Source organism: Rhodococcus sp. C-2 (assembly GCF_027854095.1).
Classification (GTDB): domain Bacteria; phylum Actinomycetota; class Actinomycetes; order Mycobacteriales; family Mycobacteriaceae; genus Rhodococcus_F; species Rhodococcus_F qingshengii.
The window spans coordinates 65,353-92,091 of record NZ_JAQGFI010000008.1 but is presented as its reverse complement, the minus strand read 5'-3'; the positions used below and the strand labels follow the sequence as shown (position 1 = coordinate 92,091).

At 62.6% G+C, this 26,739-nt stretch carries 29 protein-coding genes and 2 riboswitches; of the genes, 19 read left to right on the top strand and 10 right to left on the bottom strand.

Annotation, left to right across the window (positions count from 1 at the left end; translation table 11 throughout):
- Nucleotides 1-31: 31 nt before the first annotated feature.
- Nucleotides 32-1,429: an FAD-dependent oxidoreductase gene (locus PCS43_RS18200; RefSeq protein WP_003944405.1), complete on the bottom strand. Its 1,398-nt coding sequence runs from the start codon at nucleotides 1,427-1,429 to the stop codon at nucleotides 32-34.
- A 230-nt stretch (nucleotides 1,430-1,659) separates the two neighbouring features.
- On the opposite strand from PCS43_RS18200, the gene PCS43_RS18195 reads away from it, so the two are divergent.
- The 3 genes from PCS43_RS18195 to PCS43_RS18185 are packed head-to-tail and all read left to right on the top strand — an operon-like array spanning nucleotide 1,660 to nucleotide 3,780.
- Entirely contained in the window at nucleotides 1,660-2,085 is a 426-nt protein-coding gene (locus tag PCS43_RS18195) for an Rv0361 family membrane protein (RefSeq protein WP_007726820.1), read from the top strand.
- Nucleotides 2,086-2,131: 46 nt separating this feature from the next.
- Nucleotides 2,132-2,560: a rhodanese-like domain-containing protein gene (locus tag PCS43_RS18190; RefSeq protein WP_007726822.1), complete on the top strand. Its 429-nt coding sequence runs from the start codon at nucleotides 2,132-2,134 to the stop codon at nucleotides 2,558-2,560.
- Complete coding sequence (locus PCS43_RS18185; RefSeq protein ID WP_209907933.1) at nucleotides 2,557-3,780, top strand: O-succinylhomoserine sulfhydrylase; 1,224 nt, start codon at nucleotides 2,557-2,559, stop codon at nucleotides 3,778-3,780. The genes PCS43_RS18190 and PCS43_RS18185 overlap by 4 nt, the downstream gene beginning before the upstream one ends.
- A gap of 43 nt (nucleotides 3,781-3,823) precedes the next feature.
- Here PCS43_RS18185 and PCS43_RS18180 read toward each other — a convergent pair whose 3' ends face one another.
- From PCS43_RS18180 to PCS43_RS18145, 8 genes are all read right to left on the bottom strand, one after another.
- Entirely contained in the window at nucleotides 3,824-4,420 is a 597-nt protein-coding gene (locus tag PCS43_RS18180) for an alternate-type signal peptide domain-containing protein (RefSeq protein WP_209907935.1), read from the bottom strand.
- Nucleotides 4,420-6,018 (bottom strand): hypothetical protein, encoded by a 1,599-nt coding sequence (locus tag PCS43_RS18175; protein WP_209907937.1) that lies wholly within the window; start codon nucleotides 6,016-6,018, stop codon nucleotides 4,420-4,422. The genes PCS43_RS18180 and PCS43_RS18175 overlap by 1 nt, the downstream gene beginning before the upstream one ends.
- Before the next feature lie 5 nt (nucleotides 6,019-6,023).
- Nucleotides 6,024-6,626, bottom strand: coding sequence for a SipW-dependent-type signal peptide-containing protein (locus tag PCS43_RS18170; RefSeq protein ID WP_082920554.1), 603 nt, complete (start codon nucleotides 6,624-6,626; stop codon nucleotides 6,024-6,026).
- Nucleotides 6,610-7,254 (bottom strand): signal peptidase I, encoded by a 645-nt coding sequence (locus PCS43_RS18165; protein WP_209907939.1) that lies wholly within the window; start codon nucleotides 7,252-7,254, stop codon nucleotides 6,610-6,612. Before PCS43_RS18165 ends, PCS43_RS18170 begins: the two co-directional genes overlap by 17 nt.
- Entirely contained in the window at nucleotides 7,251-7,817 is a 567-nt protein-coding gene (locus tag PCS43_RS18160; protein WP_064443278.1) for a hypothetical protein, read from the bottom strand. Before PCS43_RS18160 ends, PCS43_RS18165 begins: the two co-directional genes overlap by 4 nt.
- 4 nt (nucleotides 7,818-7,821) lie before the next feature.
- Nucleotides 7,822-8,379 carry an alternate-type signal peptide domain-containing protein gene (locus PCS43_RS18155; protein WP_047269467.1) on the bottom strand — a complete coding sequence of 186 codons (558 nt, stop codon included), beginning with the start codon at nucleotides 8,377-8,379 and terminating at the stop codon, nucleotides 7,822-7,824.
- Between the two features lie 290 nt (nucleotides 8,380-8,669).
- The gene (locus tag PCS43_RS18150; protein WP_003944345.1) at nucleotides 8,670-9,485 is read right to left on the bottom strand and encodes an HAD-IIA family hydrolase; all 816 of its coding nucleotides are present in this window, start codon (nucleotides 9,483-9,485) and stop codon (nucleotides 8,670-8,672) included.
- A gap of 37 nt (nucleotides 9,486-9,522) precedes the next feature.
- Nucleotides 9,523-10,290: a sulfite exporter TauE/SafE family protein gene (locus tag PCS43_RS18145; protein WP_003944404.1), complete on the bottom strand. Its 768-nt coding sequence runs from the start codon at nucleotides 10,288-10,290 to the stop codon at nucleotides 9,523-9,525.
- A 199-nt stretch (nucleotides 10,291-10,489) separates the two neighbouring features.
- Nucleotides 10,490-10,584, top strand: a riboswitch (SAM riboswitch).
- 7 nt (nucleotides 10,585-10,591) lie between these two features.
- Between PCS43_RS18145 and PCS43_RS33475 the strand changes: the two genes are divergently transcribed.
- The 16 genes from PCS43_RS33475 to PCS43_RS18075 all read left to right on the top strand — a co-directional run bounded on the left by PCS43_RS33475 (nucleotide 10,592) and on the right by PCS43_RS18075 (nucleotide 25,737).
- Nucleotides 10,592-10,669: a putative leader peptide gene (locus PCS43_RS33475; protein ID WP_350318888.1), complete on the top strand. Its 78-nt coding sequence runs from the start codon at nucleotides 10,592-10,594 to the stop codon at nucleotides 10,667-10,669.
- Nucleotides 10,670-10,779: 110 nt separating this feature from the next.
- Complete coding sequence (locus PCS43_RS18140) at nucleotides 10,780-11,754, top strand: amino acid ABC transporter permease (protein WP_003944440.1); 975 nt, start codon at nucleotides 10,780-10,782, stop codon at nucleotides 11,752-11,754.
- Nucleotides 11,751-12,536 (top strand): amino acid ABC transporter ATP-binding protein, encoded by a 786-nt coding sequence (locus tag PCS43_RS18135; RefSeq protein WP_209907941.1) that lies wholly within the window; start codon nucleotides 11,751-11,753, stop codon nucleotides 12,534-12,536. The genes PCS43_RS18140 and PCS43_RS18135 overlap by 4 nt, the downstream gene beginning before the upstream one ends.
- 34 nt (nucleotides 12,537-12,570) lie before the next feature.
- Complete coding sequence (locus tag PCS43_RS18130; RefSeq protein ID WP_007726832.1) at nucleotides 12,571-13,542, top strand: ABC transporter substrate-binding protein; 972 nt, start codon at nucleotides 12,571-12,573, stop codon at nucleotides 13,540-13,542.
- 10 nt (nucleotides 13,543-13,552) lie between these two features.
- The gene (locus PCS43_RS18125) at nucleotides 13,553-14,662 is read left to right on the top strand and encodes an FAD-dependent oxidoreductase (protein ID WP_054831834.1); all 1,110 of its coding nucleotides are present in this window, start codon (nucleotides 13,553-13,555) and stop codon (nucleotides 14,660-14,662) included.
- Nucleotides 14,663-14,670: 8 nt separating this feature from the next.
- Nucleotides 14,671-15,261: a GNAT family N-acetyltransferase gene (locus tag PCS43_RS18120; protein ID WP_047269464.1), complete on the top strand. Its 591-nt coding sequence runs from the start codon at nucleotides 14,671-14,673 to the stop codon at nucleotides 15,259-15,261.
- Between the two features lie 17 nt (nucleotides 15,262-15,278).
- Nucleotides 15,279-15,373: riboswitch (SAM riboswitch) on the top strand.
- Nucleotides 15,367-15,471: a putative leader peptide gene (locus tag PCS43_RS33470; protein ID WP_019749498.1), complete on the top strand. Its 105-nt coding sequence runs from the start codon at nucleotides 15,367-15,369 to the stop codon at nucleotides 15,469-15,471. (Overlaps the previous riboswitch by 7 nt.)
- Before the next feature lie 139 nt (nucleotides 15,472-15,610).
- Nucleotides 15,611-17,248 (top strand): ABC transporter substrate-binding protein, encoded by a 1,638-nt coding sequence (locus tag PCS43_RS18115; RefSeq protein ID WP_209907943.1) that lies wholly within the window; start codon nucleotides 15,611-15,613, stop codon nucleotides 17,246-17,248.
- Nucleotides 17,249-17,250: 2 nt separating this feature from the next.
- The gene (locus PCS43_RS18110) at nucleotides 17,251-18,249 is read left to right on the top strand and encodes an ABC transporter permease (protein WP_054186919.1); all 999 of its coding nucleotides are present in this window, start codon (nucleotides 17,251-17,253) and stop codon (nucleotides 18,247-18,249) included.
- Nucleotides 18,242-19,132: an ABC transporter permease gene (locus PCS43_RS18105; RefSeq protein ID WP_007726838.1), complete on the top strand. Its 891-nt coding sequence runs from the start codon at nucleotides 18,242-18,244 to the stop codon at nucleotides 19,130-19,132. Before PCS43_RS18110 ends, PCS43_RS18105 begins: the two co-directional genes overlap by 8 nt.
- Nucleotides 19,129-20,751, top strand: a complete 1,623-nt coding sequence (locus PCS43_RS18100; RefSeq protein WP_209907945.1) for a dipeptide ABC transporter ATP-binding protein — start codon at nucleotides 19,129-19,131, stop codon at nucleotides 20,749-20,751. The genes PCS43_RS18105 and PCS43_RS18100 overlap by 4 nt, the downstream gene beginning before the upstream one ends.
- On the top strand, nucleotides 20,738-21,856 hold the full coding sequence (locus tag PCS43_RS18095; RefSeq protein ID WP_209907947.1) for an LLM class flavin-dependent oxidoreductase: 1,119 nt from the start codon (nucleotides 20,738-20,740) through the stop codon (nucleotides 21,854-21,856). Before PCS43_RS18100 ends, PCS43_RS18095 begins: the two co-directional genes overlap by 14 nt.
- A 24-nt stretch (nucleotides 21,857-21,880) precedes the next feature.
- Nucleotides 21,881-23,251 (top strand): NtaA/DmoA family FMN-dependent monooxygenase, encoded by a 1,371-nt coding sequence (locus PCS43_RS18090; protein WP_209907949.1) that lies wholly within the window; start codon nucleotides 21,881-21,883, stop codon nucleotides 23,249-23,251.
- Nucleotides 23,248-24,072: a DUF1684 domain-containing protein gene (locus PCS43_RS18085; RefSeq protein WP_209907951.1), complete on the top strand. Its 825-nt coding sequence runs from the start codon at nucleotides 23,248-23,250 to the stop codon at nucleotides 24,070-24,072. The genes PCS43_RS18090 and PCS43_RS18085 overlap by 4 nt, the downstream gene beginning before the upstream one ends.
- Complete coding sequence (locus PCS43_RS18080) at nucleotides 24,069-25,211, top strand: LLM class flavin-dependent oxidoreductase (RefSeq protein WP_063314815.1); 1,143 nt, start codon at nucleotides 24,069-24,071, stop codon at nucleotides 25,209-25,211. The genes PCS43_RS18085 and PCS43_RS18080 overlap by 4 nt, the downstream gene beginning before the upstream one ends.
- Nucleotides 25,212-25,239: 28 nt before the next feature.
- Nucleotides 25,240-25,737 carry a nucleoside deaminase gene (locus tag PCS43_RS18075; RefSeq protein WP_076948810.1) on the top strand — a complete coding sequence of 166 codons (498 nt, stop codon included), beginning with the start codon at nucleotides 25,240-25,242 and terminating at the stop codon, nucleotides 25,735-25,737.
- Nucleotides 25,738-25,767: 30 nt separating this feature from the next.
- On the opposite strand, the gene PCS43_RS18070 is transcribed toward PCS43_RS18075, so the two are convergent.
- Nucleotides 25,768-26,709: an alpha/beta hydrolase gene (locus PCS43_RS18070; RefSeq protein WP_003944347.1), complete on the bottom strand. Its 942-nt coding sequence runs from the start codon at nucleotides 26,707-26,709 to the stop codon at nucleotides 25,768-25,770.
- Nucleotides 26,710-26,739: the final 30 nt, after the last annotated feature.

Genomic DNA, 26,739 nt, shown 5'->3' with positions numbered 1-26,739 from the left:
GGAGGGCTTCTGTTCAGTTACTTCCGCGCACTCAGTTCGCGCGGTCGGGCTCGGATGCCTTCAGCATGTCGTGACGCTCGACGACCTTGATGCGCTCACGGCCCTCGGGCTCGCCCAGGCTGCGCTCGTGCGCGTCGAGGCGGTACCAGCCCTGCCAGGTCGTGTACGGAACCTGCTTGCCTTCGAGGAACTCGATGACTGCGTTCTCGTCGGGGTTCGCGGCGCCCGCGAAGTCGACGGAATCCTCGAGAAGATTCGCGACGGTTTCGTTGGCGTCACCCTTGGTGTGGCCGATGAGGCCGACGGGGCCGCGCTTGATCCAGCCGGTGACGTAGGTGGCCGGCATGAACCGGGCTGCGCCCTCGGCGTTGTCGTCGGCGACGACGCGTCCGGCGTCGTTGGGGACGGTGCCGGCCTGGTCGTCGAACGGCAACTGCGTGATGTTCTGCGAGAGGTAACCGACGGCGCGGTACACGGCCTGGACATCCCAGTCCTTGTACGTGCCGGTGCCCTTGACGTTGCCGGTGCCGTCGAGCTGAGTGCGCTCGGTGCGCAGGCCGACGACCTTGCCGTCTTCACCGAGGATCTCCGTGGGAGATTCGAAGAAGTGCAGGAACAGCTTGTGAGGACGGGCTCCGACGTCGCGAATTGCCCAGTCCTGCAGCGTATTCGCAACCATGTCGACCTGCTTGGAGTTGCGGCGAGCCTGCTCGGAACCCTCGTCGTAGTCGATGTCCTCGGGGTCGACGATGACCTCGATGGTCGGCGAGTGGTCGAGTTCGCGCAGTTCGAGAGGGGTGAACTTGGCCTGGGCCGGGCCGCGGCGTCCGAAGACGTGAACCTCGACGGCCTTGTTGTTCTTGAGGCCCTCGTAGACGTTGGCGGGGATCTCGGTCGGCAGCAGTTCGTCGCCGGTCTTGGCGAGAACGCGGGCGATGTCGAGTGCAACGTTGCCGACGCCGAGGACGGCGACCTTCTCGGCTTCGAGCGGCCACGTACGCGGTACGTCGGGGTGGCCGTCGTACCAGGAGACGAAGTCGGCCGCGCCGTAGCTGCCGTCGAGTTCGATACCCGGGATGCCGAGCGCACGGTCGGCGTTGGCGCCGGTGGAGAAGATGACCGCGTCGTAGAACGACTGCAGGTCGTCGAGGGTGATGTCGGTGCCGTAGTCGATGTTGCCGAGCAGGCGTACCTGAGGCTTGTCGAGCACCTTGTGCAGGGCGGTGATGATGCCCTTGATGCGCGGATGATCAGGCGCGACGCCGTAACGAATCAGGCCGAAGGGCGCGGGCATGCGCTCGAAGAGGTCGATGCTGACGCCGCGGCCGGAAACTGCGGTGTCGGATTTCATGAGGGCGTCGGCGGCGTAGATGCCGGCGGGGCCGGCGCCGACGATCGCGACCCGGAGTGGGCGGTTGGAGTCAGTCATCGTGAGGACAGCTACCTTCTTCGAAGTTCGGACAACATATCGACAAGTATCCAATTTAGCCGAACCTAAGCACAGTGCCTCGGTTGCGGCCGAACGGATCCACACTCTCACTCGATCGGTTGTGGGTAAACCTATTCTTTCCTCCCATTCTCCTGTTGTCTGGGGTATCCGGGGTAGGGGCCTGATCCTTGACGGGCCACAATTTCAAGTTGTGGGGGACTATTGGCGTTATGAGTGACGAGCTGCGCGAATCCGACAACATCGATGGCAAGAAGGCGTCTGCGGGGCCGTTCCTCTTGGCTGTCGCCATCGTCGCCTTGATCCTGGGTGGAATCTTCGTCGCATCGTGGATCTCGCCGGCCGAGGAGAACGTCACCGAGTCGGACCGCGTGAGCCGCTCCGTCACCGACTACGTCGATGCCGAGAATCGGAATGACGCGGAGACGATCAAGACCCTGACCTGCGCGAGCTTCAATTCGAGCAACGGTCCGATGGCCGGCGTCGACGGGACGGTCGAGCTGAAGGGTGTGGACGGGGTCGCGGTCAACGGCGATCGCGCCCGGGCCGACGTGACGATCACCGGTGGCGGAGCGGGCGAGCGAGTCTCGACCTGGGCCCTGACCCGTGACGGCAACCGTTGGGTCGTCTGCAACTGACGGCCCGCTCAGGCGCTCACGGCAGTCTTGTGAAAACATGGACTACGTGAGTTACGCAGGCGATCTGACGCCGGAGCAAGCCTGGGAGCTGCTCCGCGAAAACCCCGACGCCGTGCTGGTCGACGTGCGGACCGATGCGGAGTGGAAGTACGTCGGTGTCCCCGATGTGTCCTCCCTCGGCAAGCAGGCTGCACTGATCGAATGGGTGAGCCACCCGACCGGCGCGCGCAATGACAACTTCGTCGACCAGTTGAAGGAAGCCGGCATCACTGCTGATTCCTCCGGGTCGGAGCGTCCGGTGATTTTCCTGTGTCGATCCGGACAGCGTTCCATCGGTGCGGCGGAAGCTGCGACTGCGGCGGGCATCGGCCCGTCGTACAACGTGCTCGACGGGTTCGAAGGCGCATTGGGTGCCGACGGACATCGCGGACTTGTAGGTTGGCGGGCCATCGGCTTGCCGTGGAGGCAGCAGTGAGCGGAATTCCCCAGGGTGGCGCATTTCAACGGGCGCTGCCGGACGACGTCGGTCTCGGCACTCTCGGTGTTCGCGGCGGACTGATGCGTACCGGGTTCGAGGAGACTTCCGAAGCGCTGTTCCTCAACTCCGGATTCGTCTACGAGAGTGCAGAAGCCGCCGAACAAGCCTTCACCGGCGAGGTGGATCATTTTGTCTACTCCCGCTACGGCAACCCGACCGTCAAGATGTTCGAAGAGCGTCTGCGTCTCATCGAAGGTGCAGAAGCCTGCTTTGCGACTGCCAGCGGAATGTCGGCAGTCTTCACGGCGTTGGGCGCACTGTTGGCCAACGGCGACCGATTGGTGGCTGCGCGCAGCCTCTTCGGATCCTGCTTCGTCGTGTGCAACGAGATTCTTCCGCGCTGGGGAGTCGAGGTCGTCTTCGTCGACGGTGAAGACAACGCGCAGTGGGAAGAGGCGCTGTCCGTGCCTACCACGGCAGTGTTCTTCGAGACGCCGTCCAACCCGATGCAATCTCTCGTCGACGTTCGACGGGTGTCGGAGCTTGCTCATGCAGCCGGTGCAAAGGTAGTGCTGGACAACGTCTTCGCGACGCCGCTTCTGCAGCGCAGCCTCGATCTGGGCGCCGACGTCGTTGTGTACTCCGGCACCAAGCACATCGACGGTCAGGGCCGCGTGCTTGGTGGCGCGATCCTCGGTACCGAAGAATACATCAGCGGTCCCGTTCGAGAACTGATGCGGCACACCGGTCCTGCGCTCAGTCCATTCAATGCGTGGACTCTGCTCAAGGGCCTGGAGACGATGCCGGTCCGTATTCGGCACTCCGTGGCTTCGGCACTCGAGATCGCCGAATTCCTCGAAGGACACTCCGGCGTCAAGTGGGTCAAGTATCCGTACCTGACGTCGCATCCGCAGCACGAGCTCGCGAGGTCTCAGATGAGCGGTGGCGGAACGGTTGTCACGTTCGAGCTCGATGCGCCTGACGGAGAGGGCAAGAAGCGGGCGTTCGAGGTTCTCAACGGTCTGCGCGTCATCGACATCTCCAACAACTTGGGAGATTCCAAGTCGTTGATCACTCACCCCGCCACGACGACGCACCGGGCCATGGGTCCGGAAGGCCGTGCAGCAGTGGGTCTTACAGACGGCGTTGTCCGTCTGTCCGTCGGTCTCGAAGACACGGCTGATCTGTTGGCTGATCTGAAGCGAGCACTCGGCTGAATCGCTGGAGCGCCTTGCCTCGAACTTCCGACGGCAAGGCGTTCTACGGTGCGGGCGTGAGACCCAGTTGTTTGACGTCGATCGTCAACGCCGTCGTATTCAGTGTGAGACCTGAGCTTGTCGTGTCGGTGGGGTAGATCGTGAACAACACCTGCGCCGTCAGATTGGTGTTGTTCAGGGCCGACGTGACCGCGATGAGGTTCGGCGTCGGTGCTGTGCTGTCGTACAGCAGATTGTTGCTCTGATCCGTGACGTACGTGCGAAGGTCGATGTTGGCGGCCGCGAGCCCGCCGCTCAACTTGGTCTTGTCGACTGTCACGTTCGCTTTCAGACGTGGGCCGGTGGCCATCACCTTCGAATCGCAGAAATACGTGTAGTTGAATCCGGGCTTGAGCCGGTAGGTAGTGATGTCCGGGATATATACGAGTGGATTCGGATTGGTGGGCGCGTTGACGTAGACCTGCGAATACCAGCCCCCGCTGCTCGTGGTCACGCACGCTCCCAGATCCAGGGTCCCGGACTGGACAGCGGCGCTTGTCAGGGTCGCACTGTCGGTCCACTTCGCCAATGTGCCCGAACCGCCGAGCAATACGGCTCCGGCCGCGGCAACTGCCATGGCAGCTTTCGTTGTCTTTCTCATCACGGCACCAGCGCCTTGATCTCGTCCGGCAGTTCGCTCGGGGCAGGAGATTCGGCCCAGACTCCCGTTGACGTGTCGATGACGGTGACTCCGGAAGGGGTGATTACGTATAGCTGATCGGTACCGGTGAGCCAATGCAGGACAGCGTCGCTGTCGACGGTACCTCGATAGACTTCAGTACCTGATGAATTCGACACGGACACAACGGTTCCAGCGGAAGTCGAGAGCTTCTGTGCACTGTGACCGGTAGTGGTCACCGGGGCGTCGACGGGAACCTCGCTCGGGGTGGTCGTAGTTGGTGGCACCGTTGTCGTTGTCGTTGTAGCGGTCGTCGTCTGGGGCGCCGTAGTTGTAGCCGGTGACGAGGTGGTTGTCGACGGTGCAGTTGTGCTGGTGGTTGTCGACGGTGCAGTTGTGCTGGTGGTTGTCACAGCCGGCGCCAATGTCGTGGTGGGCGTGGTGGATGAGGCGGTCGTGGAAGTGACGGCCGTGGAAGTGACGGCCGTGGTAGGAGTGCTCGGAGCGTCTGCCGCCAGTGCCGGCGCTGCCGATCGACTGAGAGCAGATGTCCCGCTGATCGGACCGCCACACGAGTAGAGCAGGCCGACGAGAATGCTGAATTGGTAGCCGGAGTACGACGGCGTGACCGACGTGCCGCTCAGTCCATGGATTTCGATGTTGTAGGTGCCGACGATGAGCGGGAACGCGACTGTTGTACCGCCCGAGCCGTATCTCATGGAGCCTGTAGTAGACGTTGCGGTGTAGTCATTCGATCCCAACAAGGATCCGTTGCTATCGCGGGCAATGAGACGGTATGAGCTTCCGACCGTCGCTGGCCAAGTGATCGTTACTGCGACCGCAAAATTCACTGCGCAACTGGCTGTGCTTGGAGACGTGGGAAAGGTTGCAGCAGTGCCGAACTGAATGCTTGTTGCCGTGGCTGTGTCGGTGTACCCCGCCTTGGTACCACCGATCTGGGACACACCGACCATCGTGAGACCGACCGTAGCCAAGGCGACGATGGCCTTGAGGGCATGGGAGTCGCCGCGTATGTCCTGACGATCCCGCTGAGGTTCCTCCGCGTCGGAAGCCTCACGTCGACGGAACACGATGTACAGGAGCCCACCGACGGCAATCGCACCAAGCACAAGCCCACTCGGTCCGGACAGCCAGACTGCCACGTATCCGAGGCGGTTGATGCTGAAGAAGACGCGATCGGCTTCGGTGATGACGTAGGGATCGGGATCGGCGATCGGATTTGCATCACCACGTAGTTGTGCGACGGCAAGGTTGTTGCCCTGCTGATCTATTGATTCCACACGATGGGTGATGCGCGTGCCTTGGCTGTCGGAGACGCTGACGATGTCACCGACCAGCACTTCCGAAGCAGGCACGGTGCGCGCGAATGCGAGAGCACCGGTATCGATCGCGGGTGACATCGATCCACTCCGAAAGATCAGCGGGGTGATACCGAAAGCCAGACCGGCGATGAAAATGATGATGGATACCAAGCCTGCGAGGGCTCCCAGACTGAGCAGGACTTCCCGTACCCGGTTCGGCATCGAGGCCTTTGCATGTTTTTTCGCGTGTCGAGCCATTGCCATCACACCTTTGCCGTGAAGGTCAGGACGATGTTCGACGTGCTGTTCGTCGGCGGTGTCGGTGTTGTCGGAAGCTGCACCGAGACACATAAATTCTCGGTAGCCCCGACCGCCAGTGGGCGGTCGGGGCTACCGATGGCTTGATTCGCGGTGAGTGTCAGCGCGAGCGAGGACACAACGTTGGCGCCGTCAGTGCACTTGTTGGCAACAGTTCCGTTGGAGGAAACCGTCATTCGTAGAGAGGTCGTCAACGCACCACTACTCGTAGACGTGATCGTGTACTTCAGCGGGACAGTTGTCCCTGTGCCCAGGTTGTTGACCTTGATCAGAGCGGTATTCGAATCGCCGGGAATCATTCCGGACTTGCCAAGCTCACTGAAATTCAGAGACCTGGTCAGAATGGGCTGGGCAATGCTGTTCAACTGCAGATTGATGGAACCCGTCGTGATGTTGCCCGAGGTTGCCGTGGCGGAAGACGTCCAGGCCGCGAGTGTGGTCACGCCGCCGACACCCAGTACCATCCCCAAAGCGAGCAGCGCGCGAAAGCGCGTGCTGGTCAACAGGTGACGAATCCGGTGAGCCGGACGGTCAGGGCGCGAGGGCATCGTGCTGGCCTTTCTCGATCTGGGCGTTGTCTGCGGGCTCGAAAGGTGCAGGGTCAGCAGCCAATCGGGCGCGAGCTCGCTCCTTCCGGCCGTCACGGATGCCGCTGATCATCATGTACGACGCGTACAGCAGTAGAGCGGTCACTACGATCACCACGATCACGGTGCGCTGCTCTCCCGTCAGCCAGGTGTTCACGTAACCGAGATAAGGCAGGCTGTACCAGACCTTTCCCCGGATCTGCACCGGCCGCACTTCCTTCTCGTCAGGCTCACCGTTCGCATCGCCCTGGGTGATGAAAGTTCTTTCACCCTTCTGGTTTTCACTTGTGGCGATGATCCGGTGCGTGACGACGGTCGGCTGACCCGATTCCAGCTGGTACGTAATAGGTGTACCGATCCCCAGTTCGGACGGATCGACAGGTTTGACCACTACCAGTGATCCAGGGTTGTACGTCGGGCGCATCGAACCGGTCAGAATCGTGAAGCGCTGTGCTCCGGCAAAGAAGGGAACGACAATCGTTGCGACGATGACTGCCGAAATTGCCAGCAGCAGTGTCCAGCTGACAATCGAGGTGACCCACCACAGAGGGCCGGTACGTTCACCGCGTATGGTCGAGTGTTTTGTCATACCGGACCTGCCTGGAACGTGAAGGTGGCCTTGTTCGTTTGACCGGAGACCGCACCAGAGTCCACCGCGAGCCGCAGACACAAGACGTAGGTGCCGCCAGGCACGAGCGGATCCGGCATGTACGCCGGTGAAACCGGGTGCTGCAGCGACGCGGTCATCGGTGCTGACATCAGGGATGGAACGGCAGGAGCTGCCGTGTTCACGCCGGTCGGGCAGGCGCCTTCGTTGGCGACTCCGTACGTGGTCAACGTGAATCCCGTAAGTGCGGTCGTCGACTGCATTCGCCATTGCAGAGGATCAGTCCCCGAATTCTTGACGGTGAGCGGTGCTTGCACCGTGTTTCCCGGGACAACGGGCGTCGCGGCCGTCGTCAAGTTCGCCAGGGTGTACGCCGCACTGGTTCCGGCAGTTGTACCAACCGTGAGGTTGACGCTGGCGGCTGTCGCCGTACCGCCATTCGCGCTCGCCGAATCGGACCACAGCGCGAGCGACTGCTGTGACGATGCAAACACCGCTACAGCAGCCACCGCGACTGCGATCGCTCCCCAGACCTTTTTCCTCATGAAATTACGGGGCCGGTGTCAGTGCTGTCTGAGTGACGACCAACTTCATCGCCGACAAGTTCAGCGACTGGTTCTGCGCGACCTGATTGGCCACCTCGTTGAAGTTCAGCCGGACTCCGACGTGGACGATCGTTCCGTTCTGGGCTTTGGTGATCTGCGAAATCGGGTTGCCGCCAGTGTCCTTGATTGTCGTCACGGGCACGACAGCAGCGGCAAGCTCGGCGCTGTTCGCACCCGGAACGATTCCGGCCGTATCAGCGGTCAGAACAGCCGCGAGACGATCGCCCACTGCGGTCACAGTGACGTCGCAGGTGTATTCGATGCTCTCGGTGGTGACTATTCGGTAAGCCGAGATGTTGGTGATCGCGGTCTTCGTCGGGTTGAGGGAGTTCCACCCGCCACCGACCGGTGCGCAAGAGCTCAGGTCGAGGGCGCCGGACGTGACGGGCCCGCCGCCACTGACGTCGGCCGAATCGCTCCAGACTGCGAGCGAGCCGGCACCGCCGAGGAGGAGGGCACCGGCCGCCGCAGCAGCGATCGCACCCTTGGTCTGCTTCTTCATGAAAATCTCATTTCATGTCTGGGACCCGAAATGGGGCCATTCAGACATGAGTATCAGACACGGCAAACGATTCGTTACCACTTTTCGAAAAATCAATTTTACGACTGGAGTCCAACTGTCACTCGGTGTCGAAATGATCTTTGACCTGCGTCTAACTACTCGTTTGTAAGTTTGGTGCGAATAAAACCGTTGGTTTGTTCAGTTGGACAAAGCGGACGAGTCGGAACTTGGCAAATCTGCTGTTTTTTACCAGTTAATTACCGAGTTTCGGTTTTGTTTTGCAATTTGAATCAATTGTTTGTGTTGCTACGGAATGGATCGGTTGTTGTTCCCACAAGATCGGCGACCGACTCGAGGACGATGGTCGGGCGGTAGGGATAGAGCTCTACCGACGCGCGGGTCGAGATCCCGGTCATCACCAGAATCGTCTGCAGTCCGGCTTCGAGGCCACAGACGATGTCGGTGTCCATGCGGTCGCCGATCATCAACGTATTGGCGGAATGAGCGCCGATGGACCGCAGGGCTGAGCGCATCATCAAGGCGTTGGGCTTGCCGACGTAGTAGGGATCGCGTCCGGTTGCCTTGGTGATGAGTGCCGCGACCGAGCCGGTGGCCGGCAGCGAGCCGTCACGCGACGGCCCGGTGGCGTCCGGGTTGGTGGCGATGAACCGCGATCCACGCTCGACCAGGCGAATGGCGGTGGTGATTGCCTCGAAGGAGTACGTTCGCGTCTCGCCGAGGACGACGTAGTCGGGGTCGCTGTCCGTCAGGACGTAACCGATGTCGTGCAGGGCAGTGGTCAGGCCCGATTCGCCGACCACGTAGGCGCTGCCGCCTGGCCGCTGGTTGGCCAGGAACGTCGCGGTTGCGAGCGCTGACGTCCAGATCGACTTCTCCGGGATGTCGAGTCCCGAATTGAGCAGGCGTGCTCGCAGGTCACGCGGGGTGCGGATGGAGTTGTTGGTGAGCACCATGTACGGGATGTCGTTCGACGCCAGCTCTGCCAGGAACGTGTCCGCTCCAGGTATCAAGTGCTCCTCGTGGACGAGAACCCCGTCCATGTCCATGAGGTAGGTCCAACCGGTCTGATCTTCTGTACTGGTCATTGCTCCAGTATGTGCGGGTGGCGCCCGATGTGGGCGGTCAAGCGAGAAGGCGCCACAGGCCGATCAGGCCGACGACGACAATCGTGTAGCGCAATGCAGTGGGGGACAGGCGCCGTCCGTAGCGGGCGCCGAGGACGCCACCACCGAGTGAGCCGACGGCGATCAAACCGGCTGCTGCCCAATTGATCTGATCGAATGCCAGAGTGATGTACATCCCTGCTGCAACGATGTTGACGAGCAGCGACAGCAGGTTCTTCGCGCCGTTCATGCGCTGGAGGGTTTCCGGGAGGATGGCACCCATCACACCGATGAGAAGGATGCCCTGCGCGGCAGTGAAGTATCCGCCGTAGATGCCGACTGCAAAAGTGCCGGCGGTCAGGAGCATCAGCCTCTTGGTGGACAGCGTCGTTTCTTCGGTGGAACGCTTCTTGGCCCACGCCTGGATGCGTGGTTGGAGGAGGACGAGCGCGAGAGCGAGGACCAAGAGCACCGGAACGATGGTCTCGAACAGTTTCTCGGGTAGGTGCATGAGCAACCACGAACCGAGTAGTGCTCCGGCGAGGGACGCCGGAATCTGCCACTTCAGTCGGTCCCACTGTCCGGACAGCTCACGTCGGTAGCCCCAGGTACCCGAAACTCCGCCGGCGACGAGCCCGACCGCGTTGGACATGGTTGCGGTCACGGGCGGCATGCCGAAGGCGACCAGGGTGGGAAACGTGATCAGCGTTCCACTGCCGACCACGGCGTTGATCGCGCCCGCGCCGATACCGGCCAACAAGATGAAGAAAGCGTCGAGTCCACTCACTCCGCAGACGGTACGGCAGAGGAAAAGTCAGTCCGGACGGCGGTCCCGGTCTTCATTCGAACGCTCCATTCAACACGCCGAACGCGGCTTCGGACACCGTTGAAATCAATGCGATTTCAACATCGTAGACACTTCATTTCCCTTGCAGTGCAGGGAAATACAACATTTGACGACTCGACATTTCGCGTCTAGTCTTTGCTCACCATCCAGAGCGACCGAGAGACCTGGCTCGTCGACGTCGCAGCAACCCCCCGAGTGATCGGGAGCGGGTGCTACCGCCAGGACCGATGGAAGGCATCACATGGGTACCACTTCGCACGCTGCGCACAAGCGACGTCACATCGATCTGTGCCGCACCGCTTCGTGTCACTGTCGCTGACCGAACTCTCGTCGTCTTCGCAACTCGAGCGCACCAACTCGAGGACACAGCTGCGTTCCCATTTTCCCGAAAGGTCTATTCGTGATGTCCACTCCGTCAGGTAGCGCGCCGTGAGCGCGCCCACCGATGTCCGCCCCGAAAAGTCGGTGTCCGAGTCGCAACTTCCCGACTCGGAGCTTGTCGTCGCTCGCACCTGGCACCCGCTGCGCTGGGTGATCAGTGCGGTCGTGCTGGTCCTGCTTGCTCAGTTCATCCACGGGCTCGTCGTCAACCCCGGCTGGGACTGGCCGACGTTCGCGCAGTACTTCACCGCGAAATCAGTGCTCGCCGCGTTGTGGATGACGATCAAACTGACCCTGTGGGGGACGATCCTCGGTTTCGGTCTCGGTGTTTTCCTGGCACTCGGTCGGTTGTCGAAGAATCCGGTCCTGCAGGTGATCGCCTGGACCTACATCTGGGCCTTCCGCTCGATTCCACTCATCGTGCAGCTGCTCTTCTGGTTCAACATCACATACCTGTACCAGACGCTTTCTCTCGGAATACCTTTCGGGCCCGAGTTCTTCACCTTCCAGGTCAGCGGTGTGATCGGCGGATTCACCGCGGCAGTCATCGGTTTGGCGCTGCACCAGGCTGCATACTCGGCCGAGATCATCCGCTCCGGAATCATCTCGGTGGATCACGGTCAGATCGAAGCTGCTCACTCGCTCGGTATTCCGCGCAGTCGCCAGTTCTTCAAGATCGTTCTCCCGCAGGCAATGCGAGCGATCCTCCCCAACGCCGCCAACGAGGTCATCGGACTCTTCAAGGGAACGTCGATCGTCTCCACCATGGCAATCGCCGAACTGTTCTACCAGGTGCAGGTCATCTTCGGCCGCAACGGACGAGTCGTGCCCCTGCTGATGGTCGCCACGATCTGGTACATCATCCTCACGACGTTGCTCTCGATCGGTCAGTACTACGTGGAGCGCCACTATGCACGAGGATCCGCCCGTGCGCTTCCGTTGACTCCGGTACAGAAGGCGCGCAAGAAGTTCGAAGAGATTCGCGATGCGCGTCTCGATATTCCGAGAGGTGCGACCCGATGACCGCAGAACTGGCCGAAGAGACGGTGTATGCCGTCGAAGCGGGCGGAATTCACAAGTCCTTCGGCACGCTGGAAGTACTTGCCGGCGTTGATCTCCTGGTCCGCAAGGGCGAAGTGACCGTCATTCTCGGTCCGTCGGGTTCCGGTAAGTCCACCTTGCTGCGAACCCTCAATCACCTCGAGAAGGTCGACCGCGGAACCGTACGGATCGACGGAGAGCTGATCGGATACCGGCGCAAGGGAAATCGACTCCACGAACTGCGTGACCGCGAGATCCTGAAACAGCGTTCGCACATCGGATTCGTGTTCCAGAACTTCAACCTGTTTCCGCACCTGACCGCGTTGGAAAACGTGGTGGAAGCGCCGCTCTCGGCCCAGAAGCGTGATCGTGACGAGGTGTACCGCGAGGCCCGCGCGCTGCTCGAGCGAGTGGGGGTAGGCGACAAGGCGGACGAGTATCCGCGCCAACTCTCCGGTGGCCAGCAACAGCGCGTCGCGATAGCGCGAGCGCTGGCACTGCGGCCGGCGGTCATTCTCTTCGACGAGCCGACGTCGGCGCTCGACCCGGAACTGGTGGGCGAGGTTCTCGAAGTCCTCGCTCAGCTGGCCCGTGACGGCGCCACCTTGGTGATCGTCACACACGAGGTCGGATTTGCTCGGGAAGTGGCGGACACTGCGGTCTTCATGGACGGCGGCGTCATCGTCGAACAGGGCCCGCCTTCGCAGGTGATCGACAATCCGGTCCACGAACGGACCAAAGCCTTTCTCTCCCGCGTCCTCTGACGCGACCCAGACTCATTCCCGGAAGGAAAAATTGATGTTCTCCACATCCCGTCGCGCGACTTTTCTGATCTCGGCGCTTGCCACCGTCGGATTGCTCAGCGCTGCATGCAGCAGCGCGGACGCCGAGTCCGACGGCGCCCAGGTCACCGCTGCTGCGGGTTACAACCTCACGGCCGATCAGAACCGCATCACCACCGACAAGGTGGATTCCATCGCCGCCGAGCTACCTCAGGACATCCGCGATCGTGGCACGCTGCGCGTCACCGGTAGTGCCGGTTCCGCTCCGCCGCTCCGTTTCTACGCCGACGACGACACCACCCTCATCGGTTCCGAGACCGACTTCGCCTATCTGATCGGTGACGTTCTCGGCTTGAAGGTCGACCTGCAGACAGCAGATTGGGCACAGAACTTCGTCCGGATCGACTCCGGTGAGGCCGACGCCTTCCTCTCCAATGTGACTGTCACAGAGGAGCGTAAGGAGAAGTACGACTTCGCGACCTACCGTCTCGACACCCTCGCCTTCGAAGCCAAGAAGGGTGCCGGAATCTCCATCAAGGAACCCAAGGACGTCGCGGGCAAGAAGATCGCCGTCTCCTCGGGCACCAATCAGGAAGCGCTGCTGGTCAAGTGGAGTGAGCAGAACGTCGCGGCCGGCCTGGCGCCTACCGACATCTCCTACTACCAGAACACCACCGACTACTACCTCCCGCTGCAGTCCGGCCGGATCGACGCCTACTTCGGCCCGAACCCGTCATCGCAGTTCCACGCCAAGCAGTCGGGGGAGACCGAGGTTGTCGGTGAGTTCTCCGGGGCCGGCGACACCCTGCAGGGGCAGATCGCGGTGCTGGTGAAGAAGGACAACGGCCTGATCAAGGCGATCAACGACGCGATCAACCACACGATCGAGAACGGCACGTACCAGCAGATCCTCGAGCGCTGGAACATCACCAGCGAAGCCGTCGACACGTCCCTGATCAACCCGCCCGGCCTTCCGAAGACCAAGTGAGCTCTCGTCCATGAGTGAGATTCTCGATGTGATCGTCATCGGCGGAGGACTCGTCGGGTCCTCCGCCGCCTGGCGGCTCGCGGCACGCGGACGTAGCGTCGTTCAGCTGGAACAGTTCGGGCCGGGGCACAAGCACGGTGCGTCGCACGGTACTTCGCGCATCTATCGGCAGGCGTACGACAATCACCTGTACACAGGTTTGGCGGCCGACGCGCTGCCGCTGTGGCGGGAGTTGGAGACCACGACGGACATCGGGTTCCTGGAACTCACCGGTGCCGTTGATCACGGCCTGCCGCAGGCCGTGCAGTCCAAGGCGAAGATACTTCTCGAGGCGGGCATCAAGGGTGAGATCCTCACCCCTGCCGAGGCGTCCGCCCGTTGGCCGGGGCTGCGATTCGACACCACGGTGCTCCATCACCCCGACGCAGGCCGGCTGCACGCGGACCGCGCAGTGACCGCTCTGAAGGCAGGAGCGGTGTTTGCCGGTGCCGAGGTCCGTCACGATGTTCGGGTGTTGGCACTCGCGCGAGCGTCCTACGGCGTGGACGTGGTGACGGACAGTGGAACGCTCGCAGCTCGTCAGGTCGTGATCGCGGCCGGTGCGTGGACTGCAGATCTGATCGCAGACAGCGGTCTCGGCTCCGAGATCGTACTGCCGACGCTGCGCACGACACAGGAACAACCGGCACACTTCGCACCGCTCGATCCCGGAGTCGAGTGGCCGAGTTTCGTCCACCACACCGGCGCAGAATTGGAGACCGCGGGGATCTACGGGCTCGGTTCCGAGGACGGGATCAAGATCGGCGAACACGCGACCGGGCCGGTGGTGACTCCGCAGACCCGTGACTACACCCCTGATGTCGACGGAGAGCAGCGATTGGTGGAGTACGCCGAGTCGTGGTTGCCCGGCGTCGATTCCACCCGTGTCGAGTCGATCACGTGCCTGTACACGAGCACGCCGGACAGTAACTTCGTCATCGACCGAGTCGGCGCCGTCACGGTGGCGGCGGGATTCTCGGGGCATGGGTTCAAGTTCGGTCCGGCCTTGGGTGAACTTGTGGCGGACCTCGTCGACGGAACCACCCTCGCTCCGGAAGTTTTCAGGCTGGGGGAGCGTTGACCAGATTCATGGAGGAAAGTGTTGTGGCACTGGAGCTCGGAACTCGACAGCTCGAGGGTGTCGGAGCGGTAGAGGTCTATTCGGTATCGCAGGACGATCCCTTGGCAGCTCCACTGATCGCGGAGTTGGCACTCGAATACAGTTCGCGTTACGGCGGGACTCGCGAAGCGATGCTCGAGGATCTCACGACGTATCCGGCAGAAGAATTTGCCTATCCGCAGGGTGCGCTTCTGGTGCTCACCCACGACGGTCTGCCGATCGCCGGTGGTGCTTTTCGTCAATTCGATTCCACCACTGCGGAACTGAAGAGAATCTGGACGTCGGTCGACTATCGGAAGCGTGGCCTCGGCAAGGCCGTCGTTCGTGAGTTGGAACGAGAGATCGAGCTTCGCGGATACAGTCGGGTGTTCCTCACGACAGGGCCTCGGCAACCGGAGGCCGTCGCGCTGTATCTGTCCAGTGGATACACACCGCTTTACGACGCTTCGCTCTCGCCCGAAGAAGTGGGCGTCCACCCGTTCGAGAAGCAGCTTCGGGTGCTCGAAAATGTGACTCGAGCAGCAATTCCTACCGACCGGGTTGACAACACCCGGGTTTGACCTCGTACACTTGCGAACGACCATCCAGAGCGACCGAGAGACCTGGCTCATTGAAGTCGCAGCAACCCCCCGAGTGATCGGGTGCGGGTGCTACCGCCAGGACCGATGGAGGAACACGAAATGAAGGCAGTCGAAGGCGGTTTCGATACCGCCTGGTCGCGTCGTCACGTAGACCTGTGCCGCACCGCGGGATCTTTCTGTACCAACTGACCTCTCGGTCAGTCATTCGCACTCAGGCGAGTCGTCGACAAGTCTGTTTTCTCTTCTCACACAAGTGATTCGTGCTCGATCGCCTTTTTCGTCTCAGGCGACGGGTGCGCTCTTCGGCATGCCTCTTTAGGAGTTCTTGGTGTCTTCGCCCTCATTCGGTGCCCGCAAACGCGCGACCGTAATCGCCGGTATCGGTGCTGTCTCGGTTCTCGGCACCGTCCTCGCCGGCTGCAGCAGCGGGAGTGACAGTGCTGCCGACGCAGGCCCCGCCCAGTCCGGCGGAACCCTTCGCTACGGTCTGTCGCAGGCGCCGACGTGCGCCGATCCGGCCCAGGCCGGCAGTAACCAGACCGTGTATGTCACTCGGACAGTGGTGGATTCGATTACCGATCAAAATCCCGACACCGGAGAGATCACGCCGTGGCTCGCCAAGAGCTGGGAGATCAGCCCCGACGCCGCTAGCTTCACGTTCGTCCTTCGCGACGACGCCACCTTCAGTGACGGCACACCGGTGACGGCGGATTCGGTGAAGAAGACCTTCGACTCGGTCAAGAACCTGGGACCGAACGCGTCGTTGGCGAAGAGTTACCTGTCCTCGTACACCGGTACCGACGTCGTAGATGCTCACACGGCGAAGATCAATTTCTCCGGACCCAATGTTCAGTTCCTGCAAGCAACTTCGACGCCACAGCTCGGAATCCTCGCCGATTCCACCACCGCGCTGGCATCCGAGCAGCGCTGCCCCGGTGCAGCGGTGATCGCCTCCGGACCGTTCGTGTACACCGACTGGCAGCAGGACAAGAGCGTCAAGATCGCCAAGCGTGCGGGATACAACTGGGCCTCGGATGCGGTCGCGCATCAGGGCGAGGCGTACCTCGATGGCGTCGACTTCACGGTGGTTCCCGAATCCGGTGTGCGGGCGGGCAGCGTGGCCTCCGGCCAGCTCGATGCGGTCAGCGATGCGCTTCCGCAGGATGCGCCGCAGATCGAGGGCGCGGGTGGACGAATCCTCACAAGGCCGAACCCGGGTGTGAGCTTCTTCTTCCAGCCCAACGTCAGTCGCGGCGTTCTCGCTGATCAGGCTGTTCGTCAGGCCATCATTCCCGCGATCAACCGCCAAGAACTCGTCGACACCGTTCTGGATCCGTCGTTCTTCCCGGCCACGAGCCCGCTGGCTCACACCACTCCGCTCTACAGCGACGAATCCAGTGTCGTGACGTACGACGCCGACAAGTCGGCGAAACTCCTCGACGCGGCTGGTTGGAAGACCGGCAGCGACGGTATCCGCGAGAAGGACGGGCAGAAGCTCACTTTCAGCGTCACCTTCAGTCCGGTGTTCTCGGGTAACCAGGCCATCCTCGAGCTCGTGCAGCAGCAGCTCAAGAAGGTCGGCGTCGATCTGCAGCTCAACCTGGTCTCGAACGGTGAATGGACCGAGAAGGGAGTATCGGGTGATTACGATTCGCTGTATTACAACAGCACTCGCGCGGACGCCGACATCTTGCGGGCATCGTTCAGCACCGAAGGCCGCAACCTGAACCGTCGCGGCGCAGATCCGGAGCTCGACAAGGTACTCACAGACCAGCTTGCAGCCACGGACAACGGCCAACGCGGCGAACTGGTATCCACCGCACAGGAATTGATCCTCGACCGTGGACTCTCCATCCCCACCATCGAGCTCTCGCAGGCCATCGGCGCCGGATCGAGTGTGCAGGACCTGAACTTCGAAGCCTCCTCGCGCCTGCAGTTCTACGACGCATGGTTGTCGGGTAAGTAATCATGACTCGATACGTACTCACCCGACTGGGCCAGGCCGCAGTGGTTCTGTGGGCCGCCTTCACCATCTCGTTCGTGATTCTGTTCCTCCTGCCCAGTGATCCCGTCAGCATGGCTGCCGACTCGTCCGGTCAGGGTGTTGCAGTGGATCAGGCTGCGCTCGATCAGCTTCGGGCACGGTACGGCTTGGACCAGTCGGTGTGGGTGCAGTACTGGACATCGCTGACGAATGCTCTTCGCGGCGATTTCGGAACGTCCATCTCCACCGGTCAGTCGGTGACGGATGCCATCTTCTCGGCGCTGCCGAGCACTCTGGTCTTGGCAACCACCGCTTTGGTTCTGGCCGTGTTGTTCGGAGTGGCGATCGCGTTCTTCGCTACCTACACCCGCAGGCGGTGGCTCGCGAACCTGTTGTTCTCGCTGCCGCCGCTGGGTGTGGCAGTGCCCACTTTCTGGGTTGGCCTGATTCTTCTGCAGCTGTTCTCGTTCCGTCTGCACATCTTCCCGGCATTCGGAGACAAGGGATTCGCAACGGTGATTCTTCCGGCGATCACCTTGGCGATCCCGACCGGCGCGGTGATCGCGCAGGTGCTCACGACCAGCCTGCAGTCGACGCTGCGTTCGCCGCACGTGGAGACTGCGTATGCCAAGGGCGCCAGCCGTTGGCGCGTGCAGACCCGTCACGCGTTGCGTCTGGCGAGCATTCCGGCATTCACCATTGCCGGTGTGCTGGTCGGCACGCTGCTCGCCGGCTCGGTGGTTGTGGAAACGGTGTTCTCTCGCGCGGGTGTCGGCCGTCTGACACAGACGTCGGTGATGGCGCAGGACATCCCGGTGGTGCAGGGAGTCGTTGTGTTCGCCTCTCTCGTGTTCGTGCTCGTCAACCTCGCGGTCGACCTCTTCTACCCCTTGATAGATCCACGGATCATCCAGACGAAGAAGAGTCACACCGAAAAGTCGAATACCGAAAGCTCGACCGATCTGGAGCCGGCTCATGTCTGACACATTGATCGAACCCCTACTCCTCGATCCGAGCGTCGAGGCGAAGGCACCTGTTGTTTCGCGCCGAAAGTCCACGGCCATCGGCTGGATCCGAAAGCCCGGCTTGGTGATTCCGGTGTTGATCGTGTTGCTTGCCATCGGCTTTGCCGTCGCACCCGGATTCTTTGCCAGCGGCGATCCGTTGTCCGGTGTCCCGGCGGACAAACTGCAGGGCCCGAGCCTGGCTCACTGGTTCGGAACCGACAATCTCGGACGTGACCTGTACACACGGTTCGTGCACGGCGCCGCGCTGTCCCTGACCGCAACCTTGGTGGCGGTCGGAATCGCATTGGTGGCGGGATCGATAATCGGTTTGCTCGCGGGCTTTGTCGGTGGCGTCGTCGACGCCGTGCTGATGCGCATCGTCGACGTGCTGCTGTCCATTCCGGCGCTGCTGCTCTCGTTGGCACTGGTGACCGCACTCGGCTTCGGCACCATCAACGTCGCCATTGCTGTCGGCGTCAGTATGGTCGCCAATTTCGCGCGAGTGATGCGTGCCGAAGTGATGCGGGTGCGCGGAGCTCAGTACGTCGAGGCCGCGTTCAGTTCGGGTGTGCAGTGGCTCGGTGTCCTGCGTCGGCACGTGCTTCCCAACTCCTACGCGCCGGTGGTCGCGCTGTCCGCTGTCGAGTTCGGGCAGGCAGTACTGGCGGTGTCGGCTCTGAGCTTCTTGGGATTCGGCGCCGTTCCGCCTACCCCGGAATGGGGATCGCTGGTATCCGAGGGACGTAATTTCCTCGCCAATGCCTGGTGGATGACCACACTTCCCGGTCTCGCGATTGTCGCCGTGGTCATCTCGGCACACCGTATCGGCCACGAGATCGAAAGGAACAACCGGCGATGAGCACGACCGAGGAACAGTTGCTTTCCGTCACCGACTTACAGATCGCCTACGGCGCCGAGCCCGCGGTATCCGGCGTGAGCTTCACCGTCGGTCGGGGCGAAGTAGTTGCGGTGGTCGGGGAATCGGGTTCCGGTAAGTCGACCACGGCCCACGCGATATTGGGTCTGCTCGCCGGCAGTGGCCACGTCACCGGCGGGACCGTCGAGTTCGAGGGTGAACAGATCGACTCGTATTCCGACCGTGCGTGGCAGCGAATCCGCGGCGCGCGTATCGGTTTGGTGCCGCAGGATCCGACGACCTCGCTCAACCCGGTGACGAGGATCGGCGACCAGGTTGCAGAAGTCCTCCGGATCCACGGCCTCGCAGACCGTCGCAAAGCCCGGTTGGACGCCGTCGAGGTGCTCGAGCGTGCGGGTATCGACCGGCCGGAAATCCGAGCACGCCAGTACCCACACGAGCTCTCCGGCGGTATGCGGCAACGAGTTCTGATCGGTATCGCGCTTGTCTCGAACCCGGCCCTCGTCATCGCCGACGAGCCGACCAGTGCTCTGGACGTCACGGTTCAACGACGCATCCTCGACCACTTGGACGAGCGAATCGCCGAATCCGGTGCCGCCGTGCTCCTGATCACGCACGACCTGGGTGTGGCCGCAGACCGCGCGGACCGGATCCTGGTGATGCAGGGCGGCAGGATCGTCGAATCCGGCCGCACCGCGGATATTCTGGACAACCCGCGAGACGAGTACACGAAGAAACTTCTGAGCTCTGCGCCGAGCCTGTCCTCGGGACCAGTCGTTCGCCCGGTCCGCCAGGACACCAGCCCGCTGCTGACCCTGACGGGAATCACCAAGCACTTCAACGTCGGACGCGGGAGTTCGATCACCGCGGTGAACGAAGTGTCGCTGACTGTTCCGAGGGGTCAGACGGTGTCGCTGGTGGGGGAGTCGGGCTCCGGCAAGTCGACCACGGCGCGCATCGCCGTGCGATTGGAGCAGGCGGATGCCGGCACCATCACCTTCGACGGCCAGGACATCACGAAGGTCAAGGGCAGCGACCTGCGTGAGCTGCGCCGAAGGATCCAGCTCGTGTATCAGAACCCCTATGCATCACTCGACCCGAAATTGTCCGTCCAGGACATCGTTGCGGAGCCGCTGCGGGCCTTCAAGGTTGGTGGACGCAGCCAGCAGCAGAGTCGTGCAGCAGAGTTGCTCGATCAGGTTGCACTTCCCGAGCAGTTCCTGAGCCGCAAACCGGCCGAACTCTCGGGCGGCCAGCGTCAACGGGTGGCGATCGCTCGTGCGCTCGCTTTGAAGCCGGACCTGCTCGTTCTCGACGAACCTGTGTCCGCTCTCGACGTCTCGGTGCAAGCGCAGATTCTGGCGCTACTCGACGAGTTGCAGCGCGAACTGGGCCTGACCTATCTCTTCATCTCCCACGATCTTGCGGTTGTTCGCCAGATCAGCGACGTCGTCGGCGTCATGCAGTCCGGGCGATTGCTCGAAATCGGTACTACCACCGAGATTTTCGACAATCCCCGAAACGAGTACACACGCACACTTCTCGACGCGATCCCCGGGCGGGATCATTCGACACGAAAGGCCGAACATGTCCGAGCGTAGTTCCGGAGCATTCCTGGTCGGCCTCGAATTCGAGGGAACCGGAGCTCATCCGTACTCCTGGCGACGCGAGGATTCGCGCGCCGAAGATCTGTTCACGCCGTCGTACTGGGTGGACCTGGTGGCCACCGCGGATCGGGGTGGGGTGGATCTGGCGTTCCTCCCTGACTCGTTCGGACTGCAATCCGAGGGCCAGCACGCAGTGCGGGGCAGATTGGAGGCGGTTGCAACTGCGGCGCGGCTGAGTGCTGTGACCTCGCGTATCGGCCTGATCCCCACTGCGACAATCACGCACACCGAGCCGTTCCACATCTCCAAGGCCGTCGCGAGTATCGACTACTCGTCAGCGGGGCGGGCCGGCTGGCAGGTCGCGGTGTCCGACACCGCTGAGCAGGCGTCGTTGTTCGGCCGAAAGTCAGTGCAGGGCCCCGAGTCCGCGTGGGAGGAAGCGTCCGAGGCTGTCGAGGTGGTCAGTCGGCTGTGGGACAGCTGGGAGGACGACGCCGAGATTCGTGACGCTGCGAGCGGACGATTCATCGATCGGGACAAGCTGCACTACATCGACTTCGAGGGAAAGAACTTTTCCGTCAAGGGCCCGTCCATCACGCCGCGCTCCCCGCAGGGGCAGCCGCTGATCGCCGTCGACGCGAGCAGGCCGGAGGCACGCGAACTCGCGGTTGCGCGCGGAGATCTGATTCGGATCTCGGCAACCGATCTCGCCGAGGCCAAAACTACGGCCAAGCTGGTCCACGCGAGTGCCGCCGCCCTCGGGCGCAGCGTGCGGGTTCTCCTCGACGTCGACGTGCTCCTCGGCGCCGATCGCGGTGCCGCCGACGACGCTTTGGCGGAACTCGAGGAATGGGCGGGAGCGCCGTATGCCCCGCACTCGCTGTTCTATCGCGGTGACAGCGCGGGTTTGACTGCGCTGCTGCGTGAGATCGGTGGGCTCGCCGGGATCGACGGTGTGGTTCTGCGTCCACTGGCGCTGGCCGCCGCCGTGGACAAGATCGCGACGGACATAGTGCCAACTCTCAATCCGCGACCGAGTACCGCCCCGACGCTGCGCGAGCGGTTGGGCTTCCAGTTGCCCGTCAATCAGTTCGCGTAGCGCGAGTAGAGAACAGGAACACCGATGAAACAGAACAGGATTCGCAAGCAAGTTCATCTGGGCGCTCACTTTCCCGGCGTGAACAACACCACGGTGTGGACCGATCCGGCGTCCAAGAGCCAGATCGAGTTCAGCTCGTTCGAGCATCTCGCCCGCAGTGCTGAACGCGGATTGTTCGACTTCTTCTTCCTCGCAGAAGGTTTGCGCCTGCGCGAGCATCAGGGCAAGATTCACGACCTCGACGTGGTCGGCCGCCCGGATACGTTCAGTATTCTCAACGCGGTTGCCGGTGTGACAACGCATCTCGGCCTGGCCGGGACGATCAACACCACGTTCAACGAGCCGTACGAGTTGGCCAAGCAGTTCTCGACGCTCGATCATCTCTCCGACGGCCGCGCCGCGTGGAATCTGGTCACCTCCTCGGACGCATTCACCGGTGAGAACTTCCGCCGCGGTGGGTATCTGGAGCATTCCGAGCGGTATGCACGCGCAAACGAGTTGGTCGACGCAGTACGGACGCTGTGGGACAGCTGGAGCATCGATCGTCCGATCGTCGACCGTGAGCGCGGTATTTTTGTCACCGACCAACAGGTCGGCCAGTTCCAACACTCCGGCAGGCAGTTCGACATCACCGGGCGCTTCGAAGTTCCTCGGAGTCCACAAGGGCACCCAGTTCTGTTGCAGGCAGGTGACTCCGACGAAGGACGCGAGTTCGGCGCCGCCAAGGCTGACGCCATCTTCACCGGACACGGAACCCTCGAAGCAGGCAAGGCCTTCTACGCCGACGTGAAGGGACGCCTGGCCAAGTACGGACGCACGCACGCAGACCTCAAGATTCTCCCCGCCGCCACCTTCGTCCTCGGTGACAACGCCGCGGACGCACAGGAGAAGGCATATCACATCCGGCGGCAGCAGGTCGGACCCCAGACTGCCATCGCTTTTCTCGAACAGGTTTGGGGCAGAGACCTTTCGCAGTACGACGCCGACGGCCCGTTGCCGAAGGAAGATCCGTCGGACGACGTCAACATCACTCGCGGACGCGTCCGCCACGTCAAGGATCCGCGAGCGGTCGCCGATCAGTGGCGAGCGAAGGCCGAGGCCGAAAACCTCAGCATCCGTGAACTCATCATCGAAGTGACTGCCCGCCAACAGTTCGTGGGTAGCGCCGCCGAGGTCGCTGCCGAGATCGACAGCTACGTCCAGGGCGACGCGAGCGACGGATTCATCCTCGTTCCCCACATCACCCCCGCGGGACTCGACGAGTTCATCGACACCGTCGTACCAGAACTACAGGACCGCGGCAGTTTCCGGACCGAGTACTCAGGAACCACCCTGCGCAGCCATCTCGGGCTGCGCCACCCGCACGAGCAGGCTGAAGGAGTCCGCGCATCATGACCGTTACCGACACTTCCACCAGTACCTTCACCGGCGATTGGAATGCCTGGCACGCCTCGCGCGACGCCACCTTCGGCGAACCCCTCGGCTGGCTGAGCCTGACTGCGTTGCATTGGCTGGTGGACACCGATTCCACCTTCGCGGACCTGCCCGGTGCATGGCGCGCCGACGCGAATGCCGTTGTCGTCACCGCGACGCCCGCAGACGACTTGTCGATCGACGGCGTCGCCGTGGACGGTTCGGCCACTCTGAATCCGATCGAGGGGGCGCCGGGACTGATCGTCAAGCAGGGCGCACGGTTGGTCGAGGTCATCCGCCGCACCGGCGAGGTGGCTCTGCGGATCCACGATTCGTCGGCCCCGGCATTGGCGCAGTTCAGTGGTATCCCGACCTTCGAGCCGAACCCGCAGTGGCGCATCGAGGGTGTCTTCACAGCTTTCGAGGAGGCTCGCACGGTGACGACGGGCGCGGTCGTCGAGCGCCTCGAGCATCATCACGACGCCCGCGGAACCATCAGCTTCGAACACGACGGTGCAACGTATACGCTGATTGCGTTCGCGGGCAGGGACAACGGCTTTCACATCCTGTTCACCGACGCGACCAGTGGTGTGTCCACCTACCCGGCCGCACGCTCGCTGCACGTGAGCGCACCTGAACCCGGTGGCGCGGTAGTCCTCGATTTCAATCGGGCGTCGAACCTGCCCTGCGCGTTCACCGATTACGCGACGTGCCCGGTGGCCCCCGCCGAGAACCGCCTGGCGTTCGCGGTGGAAGCCGGCGAGAAGACACCGGACACCCGCTCCGAAAGCGGACCGAGGTGAGCGCGCCGCTGTCCGTACTCGACCTCTCGCCGATCAGTGAGGGCGGAACGGCCCGCCAGGCTTTGCGGAACTCGCTGGACCTCGCTCGTTCTGCCGAAGCGTGGGGATACAAGCGTTACTGGGTCGCCGAACACCACTTCGTCGGCGTTGCCTCTTCGTCGCCAGCAGTGCTTGTCGGGCTGATCGCGGCCGCCACCAACACCATTCGTGTCGGCTCGGCCGCCGTGCTGCTGGGCAACAACACGGCGGCTCAGGTGGTCGAGGCCTTCGGTACCGTCGAAGCGTTGTATCCGGGTCGTATCGATCTCGGTATCGGGCGCAGCGGACAGCGTCGGGTGGAGGCACTTCGCGCCGTCGCTGCCGGAACGCCTGCGCCGGCAGAATCGAAGCGAGAGAACGTCGTACGCGACGGCGTCGTGATCCCGGCACCCTTCGATCCAACCGGTCTTCTCACGTCACCGCGGTTGCAGGCGTCGTTCGAGGCATTGGCGTTTCCGGGCGCGCAGGCGCCCGATTTCAAGCAGCAGGTCGACGACATACGCTCGCTCCTGAACGGTACCTACAGAACCCGCGACGGCATCGAATTGCACGCCAGTCCCGGCGAGAATGCCGACGTCGAACTGTGGGTGTTCGGAAGCAGTGCGGGCCCCAGTGCCGAGCTCGCCGGACGACTCGGATTGCCGTTCGGTGCGAATTACCATGTGGCGCCCTCGAGTACGCTCGATGCCGTCGAGGCATACCGTGCAGCATTCCGACCGTCGGCAGTTCTGTCGGAGCCGTATGTCGTCGTCTCCGCGGATGTTGTTGCTGCGGAAGACGATGCGACGGCGAGAGAGTTGGCGTCTACGTTCGGGCACTGGACGCACAGCATTCGCAGCGGACACGGCGCCATCCCGTACCCCGATCCCGCGACAGCGCTCCCACTTTCCGACGCCGACAAAGCAGTGGTGGAGGATCGGCTGATCACGCAGTTCGTCGGTTCACCGTCTACCGTCGCCGACAGGCTCGACAGTTTGCAGAAGCTCACCGGAGCGGACGAATTGGTAATCACCGGGGTGACCCATCGGCACGAGGATCGTCTGCGCTCGTACGAGCTGCTTGCCAAGGAATGGGGACTACCCGCACTACTGGCAGCGTGAGTTTGCCTTGGTCCATTAGTGTCGAGTGATGTTTTCACCTCGAGATGCCCTTGCGGTTGCTCTTGACGTAGCGCGTGAGGGCATGGAGCTCGGGGAGATGCCGATCGGCGCAGTCGTGTTCGACGACGACCGTGTGCTCGGGCGGGCGTATACGCAAGAACGGGCACTCGGCCGACGGGTAGTCCATGCGGACCTTCAAGCGCTCTTGCAGGCCGACGAGGCTCTCGGATTCACTCGAGCGTCCGGTGAATTGACATTGGCGGTCAATCTCGAACCATGTCTCATGTGTATGGGTGCCGCGATCACGCTCGGCGTGACCCGGGTGTGGTTCGCTCTCGAATCCCCGAACGACGGTGCGGCGGAACTCGTGCAGCTGTGGGCGCCGCCTGTGGAACTTCCGTTTTTCTGTAAGCCGCGTGAAGTCCTCGGCGGCATCCGCCGTGACGAAGCGCGAAATCTGTTCGCTGAATACGCCACCGGCACTGGCCCCGCCGGGATGCGGGACTGGGCGCGCAGTCTCACCTGACGCCATGGCTTGTAAGGAGGGCCGTGAGGCTCACGCCCCGATAGCGCCCGCGATCATCGGCCACGACGCGCGCATGTCGGCTTCGAAGAGCCCCCAGGTGTGGGTGCCTTCGGGTCGGAAGCTGAACGTCGCGGGAATGCCGAGCTGACCGAATCGCCCCTGCAGGGCAGCGGTGCACATGTTGGTGATGCCTTCGAGGACCGCGCCGGGAACGACGCCGGCGGCCATCGCCAGCGAGTTGATTCCGTCCACCGGGCCGGGGAGGCCGTTGCCGGTCGAGATGAACAGCGCTGTGCCACGCAGTTTCTCGGCGTTGATCAACGGGTCGTGCGCCGCCCACTGCGGGCTACCCCACGGCCCCCACATGTTGGCCGCGTTGCCGCCGCCGAGTATCTCGACCATCGAGCGCACCGCTGCCTGGCCGAGCGGGTCGCCGGCGCGCGGACAGCCGCTGTACGAGCCGACTGCGCGGTAGGTGCCCGGCGACTGGATCGCGAGGTCCAGAACCGGTCCGCCTGCCATCGACACACCGCCGAGTGCGTTGACACCGGTCGTGTTGTACCGAGCGTTGACCGCCGCCGGTAGTTCCTTGGTGAGGTACGTCTGCCACTTGTTACGGCCCAGCACCGGATCGTCGGCGTTCCAGTCGGTGTACATGCTGAACTTGCCGCCGACCGGCATGACCACGTTGACGTGTTTGTCGTCGAAGAAGTCACGAACTCCGGTGTTGTTGAACCACGAGATCCCGTCCTCGCCGCCGCCGACACCGGTCAACAGATAGAAGGTCGGGGCCGGGCCTCCTCCGGCCGGCGAAATCACGTCGTTGGCGATCCAGCGGTCCATCGAGGGGGAGTAGACGTCGATGCGACTGACCACGGAATCCGCACTCGCGGTCGGCGCGCTGAGGCCGAGAAAGCCGGCGGCCATGGCCACCGCCATCGTCAGCCGAACCGTGAAACGACGTGTCTTCATATTTCCCCCCAGGCGCAAGCCGGACAGCGT